Annotated in this window: 25 protein-coding genes and 1 other RNA gene; 5 read left to right on the top strand and 21 right to left on the bottom strand. The window is 47.0% G+C overall.

All coding sequences use genetic code 11. The features are described 5' to 3' along the window. Positions 1–13 precede the first annotated feature (13 nt). The 3 genes from pyk to ACSHX2_RS04210 form a co-directional block, all read right to left on the bottom strand. Positions 14–1,414, bottom strand: a complete 1,401-nt coding sequence (pyk, locus tag ACSHX2_RS04220) for a pyruvate kinase (protein ID WP_435690896.1) — start codon at positions 1,412–1,414, stop codon at positions 14–16. A gap of 130 nt (positions 1,415–1,544) precedes the next feature. Next, positions 1,545–2,900, bottom strand: coding sequence for a sigma-54-dependent transcriptional regulator (locus ACSHX2_RS04215; protein WP_435690894.1), 1,356 nt, complete (start codon positions 2,898–2,900; stop codon positions 1,545–1,547). Between the two features lie 47 nt (positions 2,901–2,947). Then, positions 2,948–3,688: an isoprenyl transferase gene (locus ACSHX2_RS04210; RefSeq protein WP_435690892.1), complete on the bottom strand. Its 741-nt coding sequence runs from the start codon at positions 3,686–3,688 to the stop codon at positions 2,948–2,950. A 55-nt stretch (positions 3,689–3,743) separates the two neighbouring features. Here ACSHX2_RS04210 and glpK point away from each other — a divergent pair, with 55 nt between their 5' ends. Further along, positions 3,744–5,270: a glycerol kinase GlpK gene (gene glpK, locus ACSHX2_RS04205; protein ID WP_435690890.1), complete on the top strand. Its 1,527-nt coding sequence runs from the start codon at positions 3,744–3,746 to the stop codon at positions 5,268–5,270. 17 nt (positions 5,271–5,287) lie between these two features. Here the strand turns inward: glpK and ACSHX2_RS04200 are convergent, their stop codons facing one another. From ACSHX2_RS04200 to ACSHX2_RS04170, 7 genes are all read right to left on the bottom strand, one after another. Beyond that, the gene (locus ACSHX2_RS04200) at positions 5,288–5,767 is read right to left on the bottom strand and encodes a DUF1348 family protein (protein WP_435690888.1); all 480 of its coding nucleotides are present in this window, start codon (positions 5,765–5,767) and stop codon (positions 5,288–5,290) included. 61 nt (positions 5,768–5,828) lie between these two features. Next, the gene (gene cynS / locus ACSHX2_RS04195) at positions 5,829–6,272 is read right to left on the bottom strand and encodes a cyanase (protein ID WP_435690886.1); all 444 of its coding nucleotides are present in this window, start codon (positions 6,270–6,272) and stop codon (positions 5,829–5,831) included. Positions 6,273–6,860: 588 nt separating this feature from the next. Continuing rightward, positions 6,861–7,676, bottom strand: a complete 816-nt coding sequence (locus ACSHX2_RS04190; RefSeq protein ID WP_435690884.1) for a formate/nitrite transporter family protein — start codon at positions 7,674–7,676, stop codon at positions 6,861–6,863. A gap of 400 nt (positions 7,677–8,076) precedes the next feature. Then, a complete protein-coding gene (locus ACSHX2_RS04185) occupies positions 8,077–8,424 on the bottom strand; it encodes a histidine triad nucleotide-binding protein (RefSeq protein WP_435690882.1) in 348 nt (115 codons plus the stop codon). 42 nt (positions 8,425–8,466) lie between these two features. Further along, positions 8,467–9,598 (bottom strand): peptide chain release factor 2 gene (gene prfB / locus ACSHX2_RS04180; RefSeq protein WP_435690880.1). Its coding sequence is split into 2 segments (ribosomal slippage): positions 8,467–9,519 and positions 9,521–9,598, totalling 1,131 coding nucleotides; the frame shifts between segments, so codons are not numbered across the junction. 70 nt (positions 9,599–9,668) lie between these two features. Then, positions 9,669–10,535, bottom strand: coding sequence for a M56 family metallopeptidase (locus ACSHX2_RS04175; RefSeq protein WP_435691337.1), 867 nt, complete (start codon positions 10,533–10,535; stop codon positions 9,669–9,671). 101 nt (positions 10,536–10,636) lie between these two features. Then, positions 10,637–11,011: a BlaI/MecI/CopY family transcriptional regulator gene (locus ACSHX2_RS04170; protein WP_435690878.1), complete on the bottom strand. Its 375-nt coding sequence runs from the start codon at positions 11,009–11,011 to the stop codon at positions 10,637–10,639. A 177-nt stretch (positions 11,012–11,188) separates the two neighbouring features. On the opposite strand from ACSHX2_RS04170, the gene ACSHX2_RS04165 reads away from it, so the two are divergent. After that, positions 11,189–11,905, top strand: a complete 717-nt coding sequence (locus ACSHX2_RS04165; protein ID WP_435690876.1) for a hypothetical protein — start codon at positions 11,189–11,191, stop codon at positions 11,903–11,905. A 72-nt stretch (positions 11,906–11,977) separates the two neighbouring features. On the opposite strand, the gene ACSHX2_RS04160 is transcribed toward ACSHX2_RS04165, so the two are convergent. The 3 genes from ACSHX2_RS04160 to ACSHX2_RS04150 all read right to left on the bottom strand — a co-directional run bounded on the left by ACSHX2_RS04160 (position 11,978) and on the right by ACSHX2_RS04150 (position 14,129). Beyond that, positions 11,978–12,307 (bottom strand): hypothetical protein, encoded by a 330-nt coding sequence (locus tag ACSHX2_RS04160; protein WP_435690874.1) that lies wholly within the window; start codon positions 12,305–12,307, stop codon positions 11,978–11,980. A 157-nt stretch (positions 12,308–12,464) separates the two neighbouring features. Beyond that, positions 12,465–12,642: non-coding RNA, 6S RNA (gene ssrS, locus ACSHX2_RS04155), on the bottom strand. A gap of 59 nt (positions 12,643–12,701) precedes the next feature. Continuing rightward, positions 12,702–14,129 carry an FAD-dependent oxidoreductase gene (locus tag ACSHX2_RS04150; protein WP_435690873.1) on the bottom strand — a complete coding sequence of 476 codons (1,428 nt, stop codon included), beginning with the start codon at positions 14,127–14,129 and terminating at the stop codon, positions 12,702–12,704. A gap of 36 nt (positions 14,130–14,165) precedes the next feature. Here ACSHX2_RS04150 and ACSHX2_RS04145 point away from each other — a divergent pair, with 36 nt between their 5' ends. Together ACSHX2_RS04145 and ACSHX2_RS04140 are read left to right on the top strand one after the other, a co-directional pair. After that, positions 14,166–14,864: a glycerophosphodiester phosphodiesterase gene (locus ACSHX2_RS04145; protein WP_435690871.1), complete on the top strand. Its 699-nt coding sequence runs from the start codon at positions 14,166–14,168 to the stop codon at positions 14,862–14,864. Further along, positions 14,861–15,628 (top strand): hypothetical protein, encoded by a 768-nt coding sequence (locus tag ACSHX2_RS04140; RefSeq protein WP_435690869.1) that lies wholly within the window; start codon positions 14,861–14,863, stop codon positions 15,626–15,628. The genes ACSHX2_RS04145 and ACSHX2_RS04140 overlap by 4 nt, the downstream gene beginning before the upstream one ends. A 24-nt stretch (positions 15,629–15,652) precedes the next feature. Here the strand turns inward: ACSHX2_RS04140 and ACSHX2_RS04135 are convergent, their stop codons facing one another. From ACSHX2_RS04135 to ilvE, 6 genes are all read right to left on the bottom strand, one after another. Further along, positions 15,653–16,480, bottom strand: coding sequence for a hypothetical protein (locus ACSHX2_RS04135; RefSeq protein ID WP_435690867.1), 828 nt, complete (start codon positions 16,478–16,480; stop codon positions 15,653–15,655). 31 nt (positions 16,481–16,511) lie between these two features. Further along, positions 16,512–17,642 carry a lipid-A-disaccharide synthase gene (lpxB, locus tag ACSHX2_RS04130; RefSeq protein WP_435690865.1) on the bottom strand — a complete coding sequence of 377 codons (1,131 nt, stop codon included), beginning with the start codon at positions 17,640–17,642 and terminating at the stop codon, positions 16,512–16,514. A 71-nt stretch (positions 17,643–17,713) separates the two neighbouring features. Then, positions 17,714–18,472, bottom strand: coding sequence for an MBL fold metallo-hydrolase (locus ACSHX2_RS04125; RefSeq protein ID WP_435690863.1), 759 nt, complete (start codon positions 18,470–18,472; stop codon positions 17,714–17,716). Between the two features lie 73 nt (positions 18,473–18,545). Then, complete coding sequence (locus ACSHX2_RS04120; RefSeq protein ID WP_435690861.1) at positions 18,546–18,848, bottom strand: peroxiredoxin family protein; 303 nt, start codon at positions 18,846–18,848, stop codon at positions 18,546–18,548. Between the two features lie 9 nt (positions 18,849–18,857). Further along, positions 18,858–19,058 (bottom strand): redoxin domain-containing protein, encoded by a 201-nt coding sequence (locus ACSHX2_RS04115; protein WP_435690859.1) that lies wholly within the window; start codon positions 19,056–19,058, stop codon positions 18,858–18,860. Between the two features lie 115 nt (positions 19,059–19,173). Continuing rightward, entirely contained in the window at positions 19,174–20,055 is an 882-nt protein-coding gene (ilvE, locus tag ACSHX2_RS04110; protein ID WP_435690857.1) for a branched-chain-amino-acid transaminase, read from the bottom strand. Positions 20,056–20,215: 160 nt separating this feature from the next. Between ilvE and ACSHX2_RS04105 the strand changes: the two genes are divergently transcribed. After that, entirely contained in the window at positions 20,216–20,728 is a 513-nt protein-coding gene (locus ACSHX2_RS04105; protein WP_435690855.1) for a hypothetical protein, read from the top strand. 65 nt (positions 20,729–20,793) lie between these two features. Here ACSHX2_RS04105 and ACSHX2_RS04100 read toward each other — a convergent pair whose 3' ends face one another. Both ACSHX2_RS04100 and ACSHX2_RS04095 read right to left on the bottom strand, forming a co-directional pair. Continuing rightward, positions 20,794–21,186 (bottom strand): DUF167 domain-containing protein, encoded by a 393-nt coding sequence (locus ACSHX2_RS04100; RefSeq protein ID WP_435690853.1) that lies wholly within the window; start codon positions 21,184–21,186, stop codon positions 20,794–20,796. Between the two features lie 254 nt (positions 21,187–21,440). Next, positions 21,441–22,004: a PEP-CTERM sorting domain-containing protein gene (locus ACSHX2_RS04095; RefSeq protein WP_435690851.1), complete on the bottom strand. Its 564-nt coding sequence runs from the start codon at positions 22,002–22,004 to the stop codon at positions 21,441–21,443. Positions 22,005–22,141 lie beyond the last annotated feature (137 nt).

The following is a 22,141-nucleotide window of genomic DNA, read 5'->3' as shown; positions in this document are numbered from 1 at the left end:
ATCTCCGTACGGCTTATGCGTAAACAACAACGATAGAGTCTAGTTTCTTGTCGTCTTTGAGAGTGTCAGAAAGGATTACAATCGGTGTCCCAGTTAAAATTCCTACGTTATCCTTCAAGAAAGTAATAGCATCATTGATGGTGGTCATTGGCTTGGATGAGAAGGGAAGGACGTGAGGCTCGATTCCGCGACCTAGTGCTAGACGACGGCAAGTTGCAGCTTCTGGTGCGAAAGCGTGGATGGGAGCTTTCGGGCGAAGGAGTGCTGCTTGAACAGCCATGTCACCACGACGTGTGAATACCACTAGGTGAGCATTGGGTAGAGAGTCAACCAGTGTAGTCGCAGCGCGAATAACCTTCTGCTTGTCAGTTGCAAGTATTGCTAGGGCGTCATTTCCAACTGAACCTTCGCGTTCCATACGCTTAGCGATACGGTCAAATGTCTCAACACAGCGAACTGGGTAGTCACCAGTGGCTGTTTCGCCTGAGAGCATGATTGCGTCTGCTTCCTCGTACACAGCTGTGGAGACATCTGTCACTTCAGCACGTGTAGGAGTAGGGTTGGTGATCATGGACTCGAGCATGTGAGTCGCTACGATTACGCGGCGGCCGAGTGCGTGGCAACGCTGTGTGATACGGCGCTGAATGATTGGAAGTTCTTCAACGTGGACTTCGATGCCTAGGTCGCCACGGGCGATCATGATGATGTCAGAGGCGACGATAATGTCGTCGATATTCTTGATCGCTTCCTGATCTTCTACTTTAGAAACGATGTCAGCCTTGCCGCCGAGTTTTTCCATTTCAGCGCGAAGCTCATTTACGTGTGCTGCATCTCGAACGAATGAGCCAGCGATGTAGTCTGCACCGCACTCTACAGCGAGAGCGAGATCCTTATGGTCTTTTTCTGTGAGAGCTGGAAGGTTGAGGCGTGTGCCAGGAAGGTTGATGTGGCGGCGGTTGCCGATGGTGCCTGCAGTGAGAACTTCGCAGATGAGGTAGTCATCGTACTTTTCATCAATGCGCATGAGCATGGTGCCGTTGTCTACAACGAGAGTCGCGCCTGCTGCGACGTCGTCCATCATTCCTTCATAATTGACTGTAGTCGAAAATGGGATGGTGGCTTCTTTGGATTGGCGGCGGATTTCGAACTTGTCACCGACCTTGAGAGAATATGGGGCTTCTAGGTCACCAGTACGGATAGAAGGTCCTTGAAGGTCGAAAAGAATGGCAGTGTGCCTGTTCTTTTCTTCAGAAATATCACGAATAATTTTCACGAGCTCACGGCATTTGTCGTGCTGAGCGTGGCTCATATTCATGCGGAAAACATCAACGCCTGCGTCAATGAGGTTAGCAATGGCTTCAGCTGAGAAAGTTGCTGGGCCGAGGGTAGAAATGATACTAGTTTTGCGGAACATTGTGGTGAATGAGTTATGCAATTTTAAAAAATTGAAAAAAGCTAATTAACTTGCCGGGAGCCGCGATCCTACTGCATTTGCTACCTCTGGCAAGCCTTGGGTTTAGATTGGAGAAATGCGTTTAATTGTTTTAAGAAATACTCTTCATGCCGAGTAGTTGTGCGGCCTTAGTTTCATCGTTTTTGGAGAGCTTGAGGGCGTACCGTTTGAGTTCTTCAAAAAGTTGAATATCATGATTTTCAGCACTGAGTGAGAAAAGTTGGCTGATCAGTGTGTCGATTTCTGCCTCCGATCTGAGCGATACGCCGATAGGGATATCGTTGGCGAGTAGTACATCAGAAGTGGAGAGAGCAGCGGCTCGAGCCATGGTGTTTTCCAGTTCACGGACATTTCCTGGCCATTTGTGCTCTTGGAGAACCGTGATAGCTTCTCCTGAGAGGCGGATGCGGGCCAAACCATTTTTACGGGAAATTTTACGGAGAAAAAATTCGGCTAGGAGGGGGATGTCTTCGATGCGTTCGCGAAGTGGTGGTAGGCGGAGTTCTACTACGTTGAGTCGATAATAAAGATCTTCACGGAAGCGTCCTTCGCGTACTTCTTGTGCGAGGTCTTTGTTAGTTGCTGCGACGATTCTAACATCGCTGCTTAAGACTTCGTTTCCGCCGACTCGTGAGAAGGTTCCTTCTTGGAGGACTCGGAGAAGTTTGACTTGGACAGGCAGAGGCATGTCGCCAATTTCATCGAGGAAGAGTGTGCCGGCGTCGCATTGTTCGAATCTGCCAGCGCGCTTGGCGGCTGCGCCAGTGAAAGAACCCTTTTCATGGCCGAAGAGTTCACTTTCGAGAAGGTTTTCAGGGATAGCGCCGCAGTTGAGGGCTACCATTTCGTTTTGTCTCCGTGGGCTGTATTGGTGGACAGCATTTGCGACAAGCTCTTTACCTGTCCCGCTCTCACCATAAATAAGTACTGGAGCGTCTGTGCGAGCGACACGTCCAACGGTTTTAAACACGTCTTGGAATGCACGTGAAACACCGATGACTTGGAGTCGACCACTTTGGTCAGGCATGGTCTGTTTGTGTTCAAAGGCGGTACGGCGGCCTTCGATGACTTGCCACGCTCTTTCAATCACGCTGCGGAGCTCAAATACGAGGGATTCTTTTTTTAGAATATCGTGTGCCCCTTGTTGGCTGGCTTTGATGATTTGAGCTGTGCCAGGAAATGCTGCAGTGATGATGACTATGATGTCTGGATTGATCGCTTTCAGTTGGCTTAATAGCTCGAGCCCGTCAATGGGCTGAAGAGCGATGTCAGAGATGACGAGATCCACTGTGGTTTTCTCACATACTTTGGTGGCGTTGCTCGCATTGTCGCAGCGCAAGATACGGATGCCTTCGGCTTGGAGGTGCTTAGTGGCCCAGTCAAGGTAGTCGTGGTCTGTGTCGACTAGAAGGAGTGTGCGTTCATCTTTTGTAGCTATTTCTGACATGTGTGTGTGTGTCGTGCAACCCAGAGGTCTGGATTGCCGTTGAGGGGTTAAAGTGCACCAAATCGTCGCTGTCGACCACTGAAATGTGCGACAGCTGCGGTGAGGTCAGACTCGCTGAAATCTGGCCAAAACTTATCGAGGATGACAATCTCAGCATAACTGAGTTGCCATAATAAAAAGTTAGATAGCCGTAGTTCTCCCGAGGTGCGAATAAGCAGGCAGGGGTCTGGTTGGCCCGCTGTGTAAAGGTGGTTGGTGACAGTGTCGTTGTCGATAGTGTTGATGTCGAGTTCGCCATTTTTCACTTTTTCCGCGATAGCACGAGTGGCATCGACTATTTCTTCGCGGCCACCATAGGAGAGTGCCAGATTGAGGGTGAGAGCTGTATTGTTTTGGGTTGTTTCTATGGCGAGTTCGAGCTGCTTGCGCGTCTTAGCCGGAAGCATGTCGGTTCGGCCAATGGCGTTTAGCCGCACATTTTGCTTCATCATCTCCTTGGTCTTCTCTTTGAGAAATCGCTCAAGGAGCTGCATGAGTGCTTTGACTTCTGATTCTGGACGGTTCCAGTTTTCAGACGAAAATGCATAAAGTGTGAGGAATTTTACTCCAAGGTTTTTGCAGGCTTCCACGGTGCGTCGGACAGACTCAGCTCCGGCTCTATGTCCAGCTATGCGAGGTAGTCCACGTTGTTTAGCCCAACGACCGTTTCCATCCATGATGATGGCGATGTGTTCTGGAGCGGATGCTTCAGAATGAGTTAGAGGTGTGTGTTCGTGCAGCTTGCTCATTCGGATGCAGAAGTTCTGCACTTTTGTAACGCAGATTGCAAGTGTATCCTAGCTGATGAGAGCTGGCTGGAATGGATTGACTTGCCAAAAAGATCCACAGCTTCGTATGGTGTTAGGTATGGCTAAGTTTGTGCTCTCACTCGACCAAGGAACTACGAGTTCTCGCTCCATTCTCTTTAATCAGGAGGGGGAGATAGTGGCCGTTGCTCAGTATGAGTTCAGCCAGTATTTTCCTCAGTCAGGCTGGGTAGAGCATGATGCTAACGAAATCTGGCAAATGCAGCTAAAGACAATGGAAGAAGTGTTAGCGAAAGCTAACGCTACAACTGAAGATCTTGCTGCTATTGGGATTACAAATCAACGCGAAACTGTGTTGCTTTGGGATCGGCTTACAGGGGAGCCGATTGCAAATGCGATTGTTTGGCAGGACCGGCGTACGGCCGAAACCTGTAGACTAATGAAGGAGGCTGGATCTGAACAATCAATTTCTGCGATCACTGGTCTTCGGCTTGATCCCTATTTTTCGGCGACAAAGGTAGAATGGTTATTGGATAATGTGGATGGCGCTCGTGGGCGAGCAGATGCGGGCGAGTTGTGTATGGGGACTATCGACTCATGGTTGATTTATAAACTCACCAATGGTGAGAGACATGTGACGGATGCTTCTAACGCTAGTCGCACACTTTTATATAATCTCAGGACGGGTCAGTGGGATGATACCTTATTAGAGAAGTTTCATGTGCCTAGGGCTGTTCTACCAGAGATTGTAGATAGCTCGGGAGAGGTGGGGAAATGGCGCGGTGTGCCGATTTCTGGGGTAGCAGGTGATCAACAAGCGGCCTTGTTTGGGCAGGGTTGCTTTGAGCCCGGTATGGCGAAAAACACCTATGGTACTGGCTGTTTCTTATTACTGCATACTGGCGATCGGATAGTGCAGTCGAAAAACCATTTGTTGACCACGGTGGCCTGGCAATTGAATGGGAGGAGAGAATATTGTCTTGAGGGCTCCGTGTTTGTTGGAGGCTCATTGTTCCAATGGCTGCGAGATGGACTGCAGATTTTTGAGGATATGGAAGAGTTTAATGAGCTAGCTCATTCAGTGAAAGATAGTGGGGGCGTCGTTATTGTGCCCGCGCTGGTAGGACTTGGGGCTCCGCATTGGGATCCTTTTGCGCGGGGATTGATCACAGGGCTTAGCCGAGGATCTACTAAAGCTCATATTTGTCGTGCGGCCATGGAAGCCGTTAGTTTTCAAGTGGTCGAGCTACGTGAATGTATGCAGCGCGACGCTCAGAATAGAATTGATGAATTACGTGTGGATGGTGGAGCATGCGAAAGTGAGTTATTAATGCAGATCCAGTCGGATTTAATGGACTGCGATTTAGTGAGACCAAAGGTATTAGAGACTACCGCTTTTGGAGCTGCAGCGCTGGCTGGTTTAGCTGTTGGGTTCTGGGAATCGAAAGCTGTACTGAGCGCTAAAACGGGAGCTGTTAGGCGCTTCAGTCCGAATATAGATACTTCAGATCGTGAGGCATTGAGGCGTGGCTGGGATAAGTCTATAGAGCGAGCTAAGCTGTAGACTGGTCTGCTCGTCTCTTATAGATTGAGTTCCGTGAGGCTGGGGAAGTCATCGGGTCTTAGTTGACCTTCCCAAATGAGTTTTCGTTCACTTTCATCAATGAGAACATCATTGATGCTGGCATGTCGTTGCGCCATTAGTCCATTTTCATCGAACTCCCAATTCTCATTGCCATGGGATCGTATCCATTGGCCTGAGTTGTCCTGCCATTCGTAGACGAATCGGACGGCTATACGGTTCGCTTCATAGGCCCAGACCTCTTTGATTAATCGGTATTCAGTTTCATGCTCCCATTTCTTCTTTAGGAAGGTGATGATCTGATCACGACCACGGAGGAATTCTGCTCTGTTGCGCCAAACACTATCAGGTGTGTAGGCTAGTGAGACTTTAGTGGGGTCTTTAGTATTCCAAGCATTCTCTGCCATACGCGCTTTTAATGCAGCGGACTCAGCATCAAACGGCGGAAGTGGCGGACGAGGTTCTATTTCTGAGCTCATATGTGGGAGTGTAATCGAGGCAGCTAAAATACTAAACCCCCTAATGTTTAATGGCTAAAGTTTACCACTTTTTGTAGGGCAAGAACTTGCCATTCATTGTGACGACAACCCTGTCTCCTTTTGGGTCTTCTTGCTTGGCAATATCACAGGTGAAGTCGATGGCGCTCATGATACCATCTCCAAATTTCTCGTGGATGCATTCTTTGATCGCGCCTCCATAGACATAGGCAATTTCGTAAAAACGGTAAATGAGAGGGTCTTTAGAAACGAGGTCTGTATCCATTGCTTTCATCGGACAGACTGTGAGCGCAGTAGCGACCGCGTCATCTAAATCCAAAAATGAAGCGAGCTGGTTCGCGTCTTCTGGGCTTAGACTATTTTGTCCCAAGCATGCTGATGCCGTGAAAATATCTGATAAGCCGATAGCTGTTCCAATATCTACCCAACTAACACCTTTTGATAGTTTTGCGCTGAAGATGGCTTCGGTCATTTCAAGTTTTGTCATTTTTAATATATATGTTTTGTTTGGTTTTTTTGAGGATGCATAATGGATTTGTGGGAGGTGAATCTATATGAAGGATAGATGTGTTGCTTCAATCTATCAGTGCTTCTTTTTTGCACACATATCAGTACGGGTGATATGTCTTTTCATCTGTAGGATAGGTGTGGAAGGAACCACGACCGCCATCCATAACAGTAAACCGCCAGTGACACATAGTGTGAGCTTAGCTTGGTTGAAGATTGCTGAGCATTGTTTCTTCAAAGATGCCATGGGTGTGTTTATTTCACCGTGCTGATATGAGCTCTTTTCAGTGAACTCATAGTTAGCTATTGCTGTGTTATTATTCTTTGATGCATTCATAACTTACTTTCTACAGTTTGGGAATAAGCAGTAGCTGTGCCGATATGTGTTCTGTAAGGTGATACAAATTAATGATTTAGATTAGTGGATCTGGTGTTAAATGGTTGATTCTCTTGCTCACTTGTGCTAGTGGCGTTCAGTTGGTCAGGTTTAGAGTATGTGGTGCACGAAAAAGGCGGATCGACCTTGTGATCAATCCGCCCTGTAAAGTGGCTGTATGCTAATTGTAGCTTATTCGGCTTTCCCTTTTTTGTAGTGTGTTAGGTAGATTGGGAGGCCAACTAAACCAAGTCCGCCTACGATGTTACCTAGAACTGTTGGGATTTCGTTCCAGATGAAAAACTCAGGGATAGTGATGTCAGCTCCCATGGTCATTGCGAATGGGAAGAGGAACATGTTCACTACTGCGTGTTCGAAGACCATGAAGAAGAAGCACATGATTGGTGCCCACATGCAGAAGAACTTCCCGATTGATGATCTTGCGTAGATGGCGCCGATGACACCCATAGATACCATCCAGTTACACATGATTCCGCGGACGAAGCATGTAAGCCATCCCATGACTCCGTATTTTTCAAAACCAAGAGTTCGGCCTTCACCTACTTTAGCGAGTAGTTTGTGGAAGGCTGGGAATATCTCAGAAGTTTCACCTGAGTAGCCATATCTCACACTGAATGACGCGAGGAATACAACAAAGAGGGCTCCGACAAAGTTAGAGCAGAAAACGAGGAACCAGTTACGGAAGACTTTAGCCCAGGTGCAGCCTTTATTACCGGCGATGACCGGGAGTGGGGCGAGGGTGAATACTCCTGTGACTAGGTCAAACTTGAGCATATTCAGCATGATGAAGCCGATGGGGAATAATATGGCACCGAAGATTAAGCTGCCAGTTTTAGTGATTACAGTAAGTGCAAAAAACGCGGCAAGTGTGAGGAGCGCGCCGGCACCGATGCCTCGGATGATCGTGTCTTTTGTAGACATGAAGAGTTTTTCCTCTCCCGCTTCGATCATTTTCTTTGCCAATTCATTGGGTGGTAAATAGTCCATATCTTTGCTGTTTTATTATTTGTATAGTTGGTGGAGTGTATAAGTTCGACTGATCACAGATTACTCGGTGTTATCCTGTTTCGGGTTGGATTATATATGTTATATGAATGTCAAAATAATGACGTTCATTGTATACTCTCCGAACACTTGGAATATCTATTCACGGGCTACATGAGCTTGAGCAATAGTTGTGCCATGCCAATTTGGGTTAAGCCTGTATTTATGCTCGTTGACATGAATTTTATTAATAAGTGGCTTAATGGTTTAATTCCTTCGGTAAGTGTGGGGTCCTAGACGCAAAAAAGCTCGCCGTGGTATGGCGAGCAATAAATCAAAAGGGTAGTTGGCTACTTGACCTGAGGATACCGCTTGTAGCTAGGTCCGAGGGCGCTTCTGTAGACTAGCCTGGAGGCCACTGCATTTGACGGCCTGCTAAGATGTGCAAATGCAGGTGAGGCACTTCTTCTCCTCCGTGTGGCCCATTGTTAATCACAGTTCTGAAACCGCTCTCCGTGATTCCTTCTTGGTGTGCGACTTTGTTCACTGTGAGCATAAGGTGGCCTAGTGTGGCCTGGTCCTCACTGGAGCTTTCGGAGATTCTAACAATACGTTTTTTAGGGACGACAAGGAGGTGTATGGGAGCTTGTGGATTGATATCGCGAAAGCAGATACAGAGATCGTCTTCGTGGACGATGTCTGCAGGGATTTCACGATCAATGATCATTTCGAAGATAGTTTTATCTGACATAGTAAGGAGAGTTGATTTCTGGATCATCATAGCACACATGTGCTAGTCTTGCTTATCGTCGCCTTTCTTCTTCCCTTTGAGCATGGCTTCTATGAATGCATCGATTTCGCCATCCATGATAGACTGGATGTTGCCACTTTCTTCTCCAGTGCGTAGGTCTTTGACCATTTGGTAGGGCTGGAAAACGTAGGAACGAATCTGGCTGCCCCACCCAATGTCACCTTTTTCTGAATATTCACGCTCAGATTCAGCTTTCTGTTTGTCTTCCTCCATTTGATAGAGTTTCGCTTTGAGCAATTCTATTGCCAGTTCTCTGTTACGCAGCTGTGAGCGTTCCTGAGTGCAGCGGATCACAATGCCAGTAGGCTTGTGCTTGAGGATGACAGCAGTTTCGACCTTATTTACATTTTGTCCACCGGCTCCACCTGAGCGAGCAGTTTGGATGTCTATATCAGCAGGGTTCATATCGATCTCGATATTTGTATTCATCTCAGGGGTGGCATCGATAGAAGTGAATGATGTGTGGCGCTTGCCAGCTGAGTCAAATGGAGAGATACGAACGAGTCGGTGCACACCACGTTCATTCTTCAAATAACCATAGGCATATTCGCCATCTACTTTGATCGTAGCACTCGAAATTCCAACTGTGTCACCTTCAGCATAATCTACTGTAGTAACACTGAAGCCCTTGCTTTCAGCCCAGCGTGTGTACATGCGTAAGAGCATCGCAGCCCAGTCGCAGGCTTCGGTGCCACCAGCTCCGGAGTTAATGGTGAGGTAGCAGCTAGAAATGTCAGTTGGCTTGTCTAGTAGTACAAGGAGCTCGAAGGACTCGAGAGTTTTTGAAATCTCAATGAACTCGATAGCTACTTCGTTCGCGGAGTCTGCATCCTCATATTCCTTAGCGAGGTTGATGAGTTCAAGAAGGTCTGAGTAGCGTTGCTCAAGCTCGAGCAATGGATTAAGCTTTCGTTTGATGACATTGCCTTCAGCCACTGTTAGCTGAGCTTTATTTGAATCATCCCAAAAAGACCCTTCGGTCATTTTGGCCTCAATTTCATGAAGTTGAGACTCGAGAGTAGGAATGTCAAAGGTACCTCCTGAGTGTCGCGAGACGGCTCTTGATAGAGTCCGTGTCGACCGCCAGGAGGTCAGCGTTATATGGTTCAGACATGGGTCCCTTGTGCGATGATCAAGGGAAGATTACAACTTAAAATAGCCAAGTATATGGGCCTAAGTTGTACTTAAATATCCGCTGGAAAAGGTGTGGCGGATAAGCGCAGTTTCTGGTCCTCGTTTGAGTACGCCTGATTTTGTTCTATTGGTGAGGTAGCGGTTGTTGCGACAGCTACTGTGGTACAAATAGATATTAGGGTGAAGACCTTGAACGCGACAGGGTGGAGGTTTTCTTGACTGCGGCTAAGAGTGTTTACTCTTTTTCTAAGGGAGGATTGGTAAGCCATAGACAGGGTTGAGCATAGTAGAGGTCTATTTTTGAGCATTTCCTCTGCGACATTACACAGAGCTGTAATGTAACTTTTCGAATCTACGCCCTTATCTAGGATTGCTGCGTCTACAGCAAACTCACATTGATAGCGCAGGTTACTCTTAAGCATCCAGACTAGTGGGTTCCACCAATAGAGTACACAGTTTACTTGGGCCGCAAGTGAGAGCCAGAGGTCTCTTCTTTGGATGTGGCCAAGCTCGTGAAGGTAAACCATTCGCAGTGTAGCGTTGTCCCAATGGAGTGCATATTGCGGCAAGATAATAGTAGGGCGGAAGACTCCTGTCACGATAGGTGAATGCGCTTCAGTAGAAATTCGGAGAGCTGGGACACTCTTTAATCGAGATTGTTTCGCCGCCAGTTCTAGCTCGTGGGACATACTGCCTGAGTGAATGTGCTTAGTCCGGTCTACCCACTGCGAAAGCTGTAATGCTTGGATACAATAGAAAATCAGCGTTACAGAGGATCCCGCGATCCAGTATGTTAGTAACAGAGTAGGCAGGTCCCAAGTGCTACTGGTGATTGTCTCTGATGAAATAAACCCGACAGGGATTTCCCATTTTGGAACCAATAAAAAAAGTGGAGAAAATAGCAGCAGCAGCACCATTCGAGCTGTGAAGCGTGATGCCTGCACTAGGTTTCTGCGAGCCAGTAGCTGGCTGAAACAATACGCGATTACAGGTAATGTAATGCAGAGGAGGAACATAGCTACTTGTCATGTACCATTTTACGGATCTCGTCAATTTCAGATTTTGTAAGATTCTCATCACTTTCGTCTAACAAGGCTGCAATTAAATTCTTAGGCTTGTTATTAAAGAAGGTAGACAGAAGATTTTTAATAGCTGAGTTGCGTGCTTTTACCTCTGTGATTGCAGGGGTGTAGATATAGCGTCTAGATTCCTTGCTGTGATTGAGCATTCCCTTATTTTCGAGAGTAACGAGGAGTGCGCGAACTGCGGAATAGGATGGTGGATCAGGAAGGTTTTCTAGAACTTCTTTTGCCGAGGCTTTGCCCAATCGATAGATGATATCCATCATTTGTCTTTCTCTGCGGGAGAGTTGACCATTTTCGAGTCTATCCATAATTAATTACCTAGCAGATCTTATCTTTAATTCAAATTTAAATGCTATAAAATCAGCATATGATGTTGACGAAATGTTTAAATGCTGTTTTTCTAGCTTTTAATGAACGCTAAAAAACTTTTGTGTGTAGGCTTAATAGGGAGTGTGTTTGGCTGGTTGAGTTCGTGTACATCAACGATGCCAGCTCCAAGTACGTCCGACGCCGTTAGAGTAGGTCGTGACGCTGAACCGAGGTTGGAAGCCTCGTATAGACCAGGCTTAGGCACAGGCTTCGGAGAAGAGGTGGAGTCGTCTATCAGCTATACAGAGTTTAAGCGTAGTGGACAGAAGCCTAGTTCAGTTAATGTAATTTACTATAATGATAAACAGGGAGTAACTAAGATGACGAATGGGTCTAAAGTTACAGGTGATTCGTTGCAAAAAAGCACAGATAGTCTGGTCGAATGGGGGGTGAAGTCACAATGGGGATATGCCAAAAATATCCACTCACAAGGAAAACGTTTTGTAGTTGGTAAAGGGGGGAGCAGATATAGCTTAGTGGTGAAAAATGTGTCTTACTCCCGTGTAGAGATTGTGCTTAGTGTGGATGGTCTAGATGTGATGACTGGCAAGAGCGCTTCGGTGAAGAATCGTGGTTATATCGTCAAGCCAGGTGACACACTTGAGGTGAAAGGTTTTAGAACGAGTGAAGTAGCTGTGGCATCCTTTAAATACGCGAGTGTTTCAGAAAGTTACACACACTTGAAACATGGAAGTACGCGTAATGTCGGGGTGATCGGTATGGCTGTATATCCTGAGAAAGGCGCAGCATCTTGGTATAGGCCTCAGAAGGATATAGAGCGACGTTCGCAAGCTAGGGCATTTGCTGAGGCTCCAGCTGTGAGTGTGAGATGAACTCAGTTGAGTAGATATAAAAAAAGCCGCTAGCATTTACTGCTAGCGGCTCTTTTTATCTTAATAGATGTGTTAAAGCTGGCCTTTAAGGGCCGCGTATTCTTTACGAAGTCCGTCGAGTTCTTCTTCGACTTTGGCCATTTTCTTATGAATGTCACCGAGACGCTTAAGAACTAGAGATATATCTGCATTGCCTTTTTTACGTCGTGGAGATGGTGAGCCAGCCTCTTTGAGCCAGTTACCAATTGTAAGTTGTGAAACTTGAAATTTACGAGAAGCTTCCGCGGCTCCACCGCGTCCATTTTCTGCGTTATGTTTATCTACGAAAGTAAGTATCTCAGCTTTCTCTTTGGTGCTATAGCGCTTGCCTCGGCTCTGTGGTTTGCTGTTGTTCTTAGCCATAATGTTATTGGTGATTATATCATAACCATTTTTTCGCAAGTAATAAATCTAACTGTAAAATGATATGAGATTTCTCGGGTAAGTATACTAATGAGCTCTGAAGAAAAGAGAGTAGTTGACTACTGCGTATGCAGATTACTCCAAGTGAGCTTTAAAAAAAAGTACCGCCATGCCGTCCATAGAATTATGCCACTGATCCGAAAGCTCAGTAGGTGGGAGCCTCCATTGGCCCTCTGTCTTCCTGAAAAGGCATGACATTAAACCTCCGGGGCAGCTCCCTTTATATAAATATCGGCCTGGGCGCGTTCTATAAAGGACGAACATGGTAGCAGGGGAAATATAGGCAATTTTCCGGTGTCGGCAACCCGAATCGTCAACTATTAGAGAGATTGGGTTAAGGGGTTTTGATCTGATTAAGGCGTCTTTCTATGATAGTTGATTGAGCCTGAGCTGTTTTTGTATTTAGCATTGCCATGCGAGTGCGCCGAGCAAGGATGTCATCCGAGGTTCGAGCATAGAGTTTAGTGTAGCATTGCTCAATAAGTTCGCTCGAAATCTCCAGTGAGGGGGATTCATTTAATGTGAATAGTGGCGGACTTGCACCGTTTTCACACAGTTTAAGAACTTTGGTTCTACACGCTCTGTCGGGAAGTGAGTGTGTTTTTATAATCGCATCGATGGTATCTTCTGCCATTTTTCGGCAGGTCGTCCATTTTCCACCAAGAATAGAGACTAGTCCGTCAGGTGCGATATCTATAATATGTTTTCGAGAGAGTGCAGCGGTGTTTCCTTTACCAGCTCGGCTAACAAGTGGTCGAAGTCCAGACCATGAGCATGAGATATCATTCGGGTCAAAGTCGAATGTCTTAGACGCTTCGTGTACTAAGAATTGAATCTCTTGGTCTGATGGGACGGGGTGTAGAACTGGTGATTCGGTAGGAATATCAGTAGTTCCAATTAAGGTATGCTGCTTCCAGGGGATCGCGAAGAGTACTCTTCCGTCAGAGGTCTTTGGAATGATCAGTGCATTGTCAGAGCCTAGGATGTTTTTTGGGACTACAATATGGGAACCACGGCTTGTACGGATGCTCCATTTAATCTCTGAGTGATTTGCTTTTCTAAAGAGGTCGGAGAATATTCCCGTCGCATTGACGATAGATTTCGAGCGCATCTCCCAGCTTTGCGAGGTCTCACGGTCTTCTGCGATTAGTCCCACAAGTTTACCATTTTTGCGGACAAGTTGTTTTGCTGAGACGTAGTTTATTGCAAGTCCACCGCTGGAGTTAATCGCTTGAGCGAAGCCGACACAGAGTGAAGCATCGTCAAATTGTCCATCGGAGTAGGCTATGCCTCCTGATGGGTTGGGTTTCCGATAGTTGGGAAGTGCTTCTTGGAGTTGTGCTTTGTTTAATAGTTCAGCTGGCTGGAGGTTAGCTTTGCCAGCTAAGATGTCATACAGAGCCATTCCAATGCGGTAGTAGTAATGCGCCAGCGGGAGGTGAGTAGGGAGTATGAATCTCTGTGGTCGGCAAAACTCGGCTGCATTCTGGATAAGGAGACTGCGCTCGTGCAAAGCTTCTTTGACCAAGCCCAGTTCGCCTTTTTGTAGATAGCGCACTCCGCCATGAACAAGCTTGGTCGATCTGCTAGAGGTCGCTGCAGCAAAGTCCTCTTGTTCAATAAGTGCAACTTTGTAGCCTCGGGAGGCAGCATCCCATGCTGTGGCAAGGCCTGTAGCGCCGCCGCCGATGACAATGATATCCCATTCTATGTCAGCTTGGGCCTTGGATATAAGTTGCAGACGTGGATCTATAGAGTTCATATTTATACAATTGCTTTCATAGCATAATTTTTAGATATGTTAGATGTGAATTCTCACTTTTTAACAATAGGGCACCGAGGATGTGCTGGGCTAGAGCCTGAAAATACTCTGAGGTCGGTACGTAGGGCTGTCGAACTAGGGTGTAAAATGGTGGAAGTAGACGTGCATGTTGTCGACGGCGAGCTGGTGGTGATTCATGATTTTTCGGTAGACCGTACAACAAATGGCAAAGGAGAGGTGGAGGATTACACGATGACTGACCTGCGCGAATTGGATGCAGGACTGGGTGAACGAATACCTCTGCTAGGAGAAGTGCTGGACCTTTGTTTTATGGCGGGAGTGGCAGTAAATATTGAAATAAAGGGACTGGCGTGCGTGGGTTCCTTAGTTTCATTGATGAAGGAAAGATTATTACCTGAGATCGTAATATCGAGCTTCGATTTGCCTCAACTAGAGGAGTTTCGTTCGAAGTGCGATCATATTCAAATAGCTGTCTTGGTCGATAAATCCTCTCAACTTGATCGAGCATTTGACTTGGCTCAGAGGTTATCCGCTGTTGCGATTAATCCTAGTTTGAAGATTCTTGATAGGAGCTTAGTCGAGCGGGCGCACGTATTAGGCTTAAAAGTTTATTCTTATACTGTGAAAACAGTCGGTGATTACGATCGTGTTCTGGAGTCTGGAGCAGATGGGTGTTTTGCTGATGACCCGCGTATGGTATTAGAGAGATCATGAAAAAAGGTCTGCTGTTGTTATCGATGTTGGCTGTGATGAGCAGCTGTGCAGCCCCGATTAAAGTGGCGACCATTCCTCAGAATCAGAATGTGATATCCGCTATAAATACCATGCCAAGTGGAGGTGGTTATTCAACCCGGTCTGCTGCGCATAACGCATTGAGTCGTTCGATAGGTGTAAATAGTGGTGGGTTATTGCTTAGTCCTAAAGTGGCTCGGCCCAGTTATTGCTCTGGAGCGACTTACTTAGTTTTATTGGAAATGGTCAAGGCTGCCGAAGCGCGTGGTGAATTTAAACTAAGCCAGCAAGAAGCGTTAGCTTTATGTATGACTGGGCAGGCTGATGGGGTAAATGCCTGGGGCCGATGGAATGCTAATGGACCTGGCGCGGCGAAGATGATTCACGACTTAAAATTAGGCTATAATTTCGAGAGTTATGCCAAGGCGCGACCGGGTGATTTCATGAAGATTTTCTGGACCGATGAAATAGGAAAGCATGAGCATGGGCACTTGGTCGTTTACCTAGGAATACACCGTCATCAGGAGGTGGATTATGTGCGTTTTTGGTCCAGTAATCAGCCTAAAGGATATGGAATGAAATCTGTTCTTAAGACCTCGATAAAGTGGGCGATATTTTCACGAGTCACTCAGTTAGAAAACATCAAGCGTGTGGACCAGTTATCTGTAAAGGATCCGTTTTTAGCTGATATGCTTACGCACAGGTTTTCTCGCGCAGAGGTACGTAAAAAAGTGGGGATCCATTAGCTTTGAGGCTTCTAAAGCTAAGCGTTAATTCGCAGCTTTAAGTAGCAGGTTTCTTAATTGATCAGCAGCTTTGAGAGTCATCTTTACTTGTGCTGGTGAAATACTTTCGACAGATTCAGCTAGAAGCGCTGGATGGGTGATTTCTAATTTAGTTTTACCCTCCGTTTCAATGGGGACTGACTTTTCAGTGAGAGAAACCCAGTCGACAGTATCTGTGAGATCAACGGAGTCTTGTGTCCTAAGGATAATCAGTTTTTCAATCTGTTGACCGCGGCTGAGTAATTCCTTTTGAATCTGGGCTGCATGGACGTCTGCTGATTGGCTAAAGGGGGTGAGGACAAAGCGCAGAGTGGTGAGGGGTTTGGCTTCTGCCAGAGCTCGTATGACTGATGGCGTGAGTCCTAGGATCGCTGCATCGCCTCTACTTTTATTCTGATCAAGCTCAATGACGACGATTGTGAAATCGTTTTTCTGAACGCCGGGGATATCGACATAGGATAATCTAAGCATATGCCCATCGACCCTGACTGTATTAGTGTTATCAAATTGCTGACCAGTGCCGCCGGGGCTTACAGCTCCTTGGATAAGGCGGCTCGCTGACTCAATGTTAGATCGGCCAATTTCAGTTTCTAATGAGCGATTTCCAAGAAGAAGAGCGTGTTTCATTCCCGTTTCGATGTCTTTCGCATTGAGGGCGATAGCTACCTTGTACTGGTTGTGTTCTTCCTGTTTCTCGTTGTGGCGCAGATGATTGACCAAACTTAAAACGGAGCCAACAGCTAATCCAATGGGGAGAAGCATAATGATCCACCAATACTTGCGGGCGCTATTCTTATCTACTGAGTCAGACATAGTTGTTGGGGCACTGATGGAGCTGCTTGAGTTAGAGCGCAAGTACTTTAGCGACTGAATCGGCAGCTCTGACATGGCAGCCAGAATCTCCTAGCTTGCTTGAGGTTTCAACGAGCTGGGCTATGACGTTATTGCGGTGTTCGTCATCTGTAAGAAAGCGATCGAGCGCGTGCTGGATATGGCAAGGGTCGGCGTCTCCTTGGATAAATTCTTCGACTACCTGCTTACCCGCGAGAATGTTGACCAAGCCAATGTAGTCGACTTTGATTAACATTTTGCCAATGAAATAAGTGGGCCAAGCGATGCGGTACATCAAGCAATAGGGCAAGCCATAGTAGGCCGCTTCGAGAGTCGCTGTGCCGCTTGCTATGACTCCGCATGCTGCTTTTTGCATCAGCGCGTGGCTGTCTCCTGTGCTGATTTCAATGAGCTCAGTGGATACTTTCGCTTTTGAAATGAGCGATCGCATTTGGAGGGCAAGTTTTTTAGAAGCTGCGGGAGCTTTAAAGCGGAGCGATGGGTGTTCAATGCTAAGTCGTCTAGCTGCTTCTATCATTACCGGGAAGAGTCGTGCGACTTCACGTTCACGGCTGCCAGGGAAAAGCCCGACTAGCTTTGGATCGCGTTCCACGGATATTGTCTTTTCAGCTAGCTCGTCGACGATGGGATGCCCGACAAATTCGGTTGCGAGTCCGGCATCTTGGAAAATGTCTTTTTCGAAGGGGAAAATGCAGATCATTTGGTCGAGGAGCTCGGCCATTTTAGGGATGCGCCCTTTGTTCCATGCCCAGACTTGAGGGCTGATGTAGTAAATGATTTTGGTCTGCGGGAGAGCCTCGCGTACGGCTTTTGCCATGCGCAGGTTAAAGCCAGGGTAATCAATGAGAATGAGGGCGTCTGGCTTGAGCTCAATAATCTCTGCAAGCATGGCATCGAATTGCTGTTTGAACCACTTGTAGTGCTTTAGCACTTCCCAGATACCCATGACAGCAGCGTCTTCTACCCAATCACGGACATTCGTGCTGATAGAATGCATTTCTGGACCGCCGGTGCCACTGAGATCGACTCCGGGAATACGGTCACTGAGAGCATGCATAAGCTCGGCGCCATGCGTGTCTCCGCTGACTTCCCCAGCGATTAGATAGATTGAAGTGCTCGTCACTGGAGGGAATCTATAGGTATGTAAATAGGATGTTTCAAGTTCTGAACGCCAATAGCCATAGAATGGATTCCCTATCTAGGCGTGAAATCGATGATTTCGCCATCATCTGGGATGAAAAGTTGTGTTTCAGGGATGCCAGCCTCGTTGGCTGCGGTTCTGAGAGCCTCGCGGGTGACTGGACAATGATCGAGTGACTCGAGGTGCGTTGCGATGACTCTTGCTTTAGGTGCAGCTTTACAGACTGCGAGCGTTTGCTCGATGTCCATGATGATAGGGGGAGCATCAGGGAAATGTGCTCCGCCAGAGTTAGTGATGATCACGTCTGGCTGCTTCTCCGCGATAAAGCTTTCGACAGCTGGGCACCAGACTGTGTCAGAGGCAATGTAAAGAGACTTCCTATTAGGAGCTTTTAAGAAGTAACCGAGAACATGGCCCATTTTTTGTAGCCATTCACCAGATCCGTGTTCGGCTGGTGCGGGTTCGAAGCAAATGTCATTCCATTCGAATGAATCGGTGAGTGGGTGCAAATTATTGAAGCCTTTTCCTTCAATGGCGTTTGTGTCGATGGGCGCACAGAGAACGGGGAGAAATTTGGGGAGAAGCTGAGCTGCCTCATCATCAAAATGGTCAGGGTGAAGGTGAGTGAGCATGATGAGCTCAGCGTCTGCGATGACTGCTTCAGGAGCCATAGGTAGCTCGACGGTAGGGTTTGGCTGAATTCCAGCAAAGGGAGGGAGAACTCCAGCGGGGGAGAGAAAAGGGTCTAAGAGGAGGATGTGCCCATTGTATTGGATGCGGAGGGTAGCGTTGCGGATTAATTGAATTTTCATGAGGGATAAAAAAGTGAGCGCCCTACATTACATGAGGGCGCTCCTTAGGTAAAGAAAATGCAATAAAAGCCTTTTAGAATGAGGACTTCGCCTGAGTTAGGACGGCGTCAGCATCGGGGCGCTTTTTCTTTGTGCCTGTTAGGACGGACTTTATGATGCCGTCTTTCCCAATGAAATATGTGGCCCAGAGCTCTTTACTGTACTCTTTAGTGAGTGTGGTGGGAGAGTCGTTGAGTATAATGTCAAACTTGGTTTTAGCGTATGCTTTTTTAAGTCCATCGAGTCCTTCTTTGTTTTCACGGAGGACGCAGATGAGTTCCGCATCGAGAGCTTTGAATGCTTCTTGTTGTTTTTGCAGCTCAACTAGCTGCACCATGCAGAATGGTCACCAAGCCGCTCGGCTGAAGATGAGAATGACATTTTTTTTGCCTTTGTACTGAGCTAGAGAAACGTCTTTATTGTTTTGGTTTTTGAGGGTGAAGCCAGGGGCTTCTTTGCCGACAAGTTCCTGGTTGAGCTCTTTGGATTCAGCAAAGGCACTGGCAGCCATGACTATAGAGGCTGACGCGATGAGTGGAATACGCATAACATCAATGTGAGGGTGGCGTTGAGGCTTTATTCCATCCTTTCATCTAATAAAAAATGGCAGCCCGTAGATCGAGCTGCCATTATGTTGAAAATTGAGATTATTTTTCTAAGCCTTAAGTGCAGGGAGTTCCTTCGCTATTGGCGAGTGCTCGGAAGTCTTCGACGAGCTGCTTAGAGATGGGGCCAGGTGTGCCGTCACCGATGAGACGCTGGTCGTACTTTACCGCTGGGATGACTTCCGCCGCTGTACCAGTGAGGAAAATTTCGTCTGCGGTGTAGAGATCATAGCGAGTCATGGACTTCTCTTGGAGCTCAAGGCCAGCATTTTCACAGAGTTCAAAAATGACTTGGCGGGTGATTCCATCGAGCGAGCCATCTGAAACTGGTGGGGTGCAGAGCTTGCCCTTTTTGACGACAAAGATGTTATCACCAGTGCATTCAGCTACGTAGCCTTGTTCATTGAGCATGACGCCTTCGATGACACCTGCTTGGATACACTCAATTTTAGCCATGATGTTATTGAGGTAGTTGAGCGACTTGACCTGCGGTGAAAGTGACGCAGGAGTTGGGCGACGTGTGGCACAGGTGATGAGTTCTAAGCCTTTAGTGTAGTTTTCCTCAGGATAGAGCTGGATCGCTGCGGCGATGATGAACATGGAGGGTGTTGGGCAGAGATAGGGGTTGAGTCCCAGGCCGCCTTCACCACGTGTGATCACCAGTCGGACGTAGCCGTTGATGAGTCCGTTCGCTTTCACTGTGTCGACCGTGGCTTTACAAATCTCTTCCAGTGTCCACGGGAGAGTCATGTGGATTGCTTTGGCTGAGAGAATGAGGCGTTCGATGTGTTCCTCGAGACGGAAGACGCGACCGCTGTAGAAACGGATGCCTTCGAAAATGCCGTCGCCGTAGAGAAGGCCGTGGTCAAATACGGAAAGCTTGGCTTCGTCTTTGTTGACGATATTTCCGTCGAGCCAGATTTGTTGTTGGTCGCTCATAGTGCAGTGTGAAAATTTTGGACAAAGTAGTGAAACGGAGACTGAATGCAATCCTTTTAGAAAGGGCAACGCTTTACACTATGTCATCCACTGCATCGGTGATTAGAATGATCGGAAATTCACACTTTTCAGTAGAGAAATAGCGAGTAGGCTGTTGCCAATGGAAACTTTGCTAGATGTACTCGCCAATTCTTTTACTTGGGGTCTTATCATTGGACTCGGGCTGGTGTTTTTTGTTTGGAGATCAGGTGCGAAAGATAAGAAATTTCTCAAGACTGAGCTTGTTCGGGTGAAAGAAGAAAATGGGGAGCTCCAGTCTCATCTAAATACTCAACTCAAGATTAATGCCAAGGGGAACGAGTTGCTGCAGAACCAACTCGACGAGTTCAGAGAGCAAAACGAGACTCTTCGAGTAAATCTCAACGCAATCCAGCAAAAGCCTGGGAAGGTAGAGCTTCGTAGGCTTGAAATCATGGAGACAGCTATCAGCGTCTTGCGCGAGCAAGCACCTGGTTTTGCCCCAGCATGGGAAAAAGCGCTACGTGAGGCCGAGGATGATTACGTCGCTGCTGAAGGGGGCTTAAAAAAGTTGATGCGCAAGGTCGTTCCGAGTTTCCGGTCTACGCCCGATAGAGGTGGGAAAGTGGAGGAGATCGAAGATAAGTCTGAATAGGGACTTTCCGGGTAGAGATGGGCTGAGCAGTGAGTGGCTAGTGCTATTGCGCCATATCAGAGGATTTATGGCACTGGTAGTTTTTCAAGAACCTGGGGTAAAGATTGACTCGTTATTTCGACAGTTTTCTGTTGCGCAGTTGTACCAGAAATAACTGAGATATGAGTAGCTGGTACATCCAAAGCTTTCGAAAGTAATTTAATCACGGCTTTATTGGCTTTCCCTTTTTCTGGTGGCGCCTGAACTTTTATTTTAAGTGATTCACCTAACCAGCCAACAATTTCATTGCGCGTGGAGTGATCAACTACTTTGCCATCGACATCCCGTTTGGCGAAATACGAGCACTGGATCAGTGGATGAGACGCCGCTTGAGGTTCTACTACTGGAAATAGTGGGGAAGGCCGAGGGCAAGAAGGCGAAACCTCCTGAAACTCGGCATCAATAAGAACGTGGTTCATCAAGCAAGTCGCAGCCGGAAAGGGTACTGGCGGATGAGTCAAATGCGCTTGGTTCGCTGAGCGCTGACCAATGAATGGCACGAACAGCAGGGATTGCTTAGTCTAGAAAAACAGTTGATTTTTATTCGTTATCCCAAGGATCCTAAAAGCGCCAAAGGGTAGCAAGTGACGGATTGGAACCGCCGTGCTACGGACCCGTATGGCCGGTGGTGTGGTGGGCGGTAGTTAAAATCTACCGCCCACCCGATTCGACATTAGTTAGTTCTACGACGGCGAACTACAAAGCTTAGTGCTCCCAGTCCAACGAGAAGAGCTGATGATGGTTCTGGAACTGCAGCCACCTGAAAAGAGACTGTGTTTCCCCCACCGCTAAATGAACCAGAATCTCCAATAGTAAACCCTGCAGTAGCATAGCTAGTATTAGTGTATGTAGCAGAACCTGTTATTTGTGTTCCAGCGGTGTACAGTGGTCCAGATGCATACCAATAGGAGCCATCAAAACCAAAGTTGTCACCTGACTTCACTCCCCCAGAAAGACTGGTAGAGGTCCAATTGCCAGAGTCTAAAACGATCCCCGATGTGATATAATCATCATGATCTCCAGTCAGAGAGTAGAAGTTACTAGGAGTGGATTGAACAAAGGTTCCAGAACTTGGAGAGTCTGATGTCCAACTATCCAAAGTCCCGCTGTAGGAAAAGACTAAATCATTACCTACTTCATTAATTGTCATTGTCATCGCTGCATTCGCTCCCCCAACGAGCGATCCGATTGTGATTAGAGTTGCAGCTAGGGTAGCCACTTTTTTTGTTGTTTTCATTTTTGTTGTTCTTTTAGAGAAAGTGTTGTGATTTATATTCTTTGTCGAACGTAAAGCACACCAACCGAGTACTCGGCCAGAAAGCTTTGGATTAAAATTTAAGGATTGAATGTAGTGAAAGGTGAGTCGCGCTCAAA

This window comes from Rubritalea sp. (genome assembly GCF_051252225.1).
GTDB lineage: Bacteria > Verrucomicrobiota > Verrucomicrobiia > Verrucomicrobiales > Akkermansiaceae > Rubritalea.
Note: the sequence above shows the minus strand (reverse complement) of the source record. Positions and strands in the feature narration are given on the sequence as shown.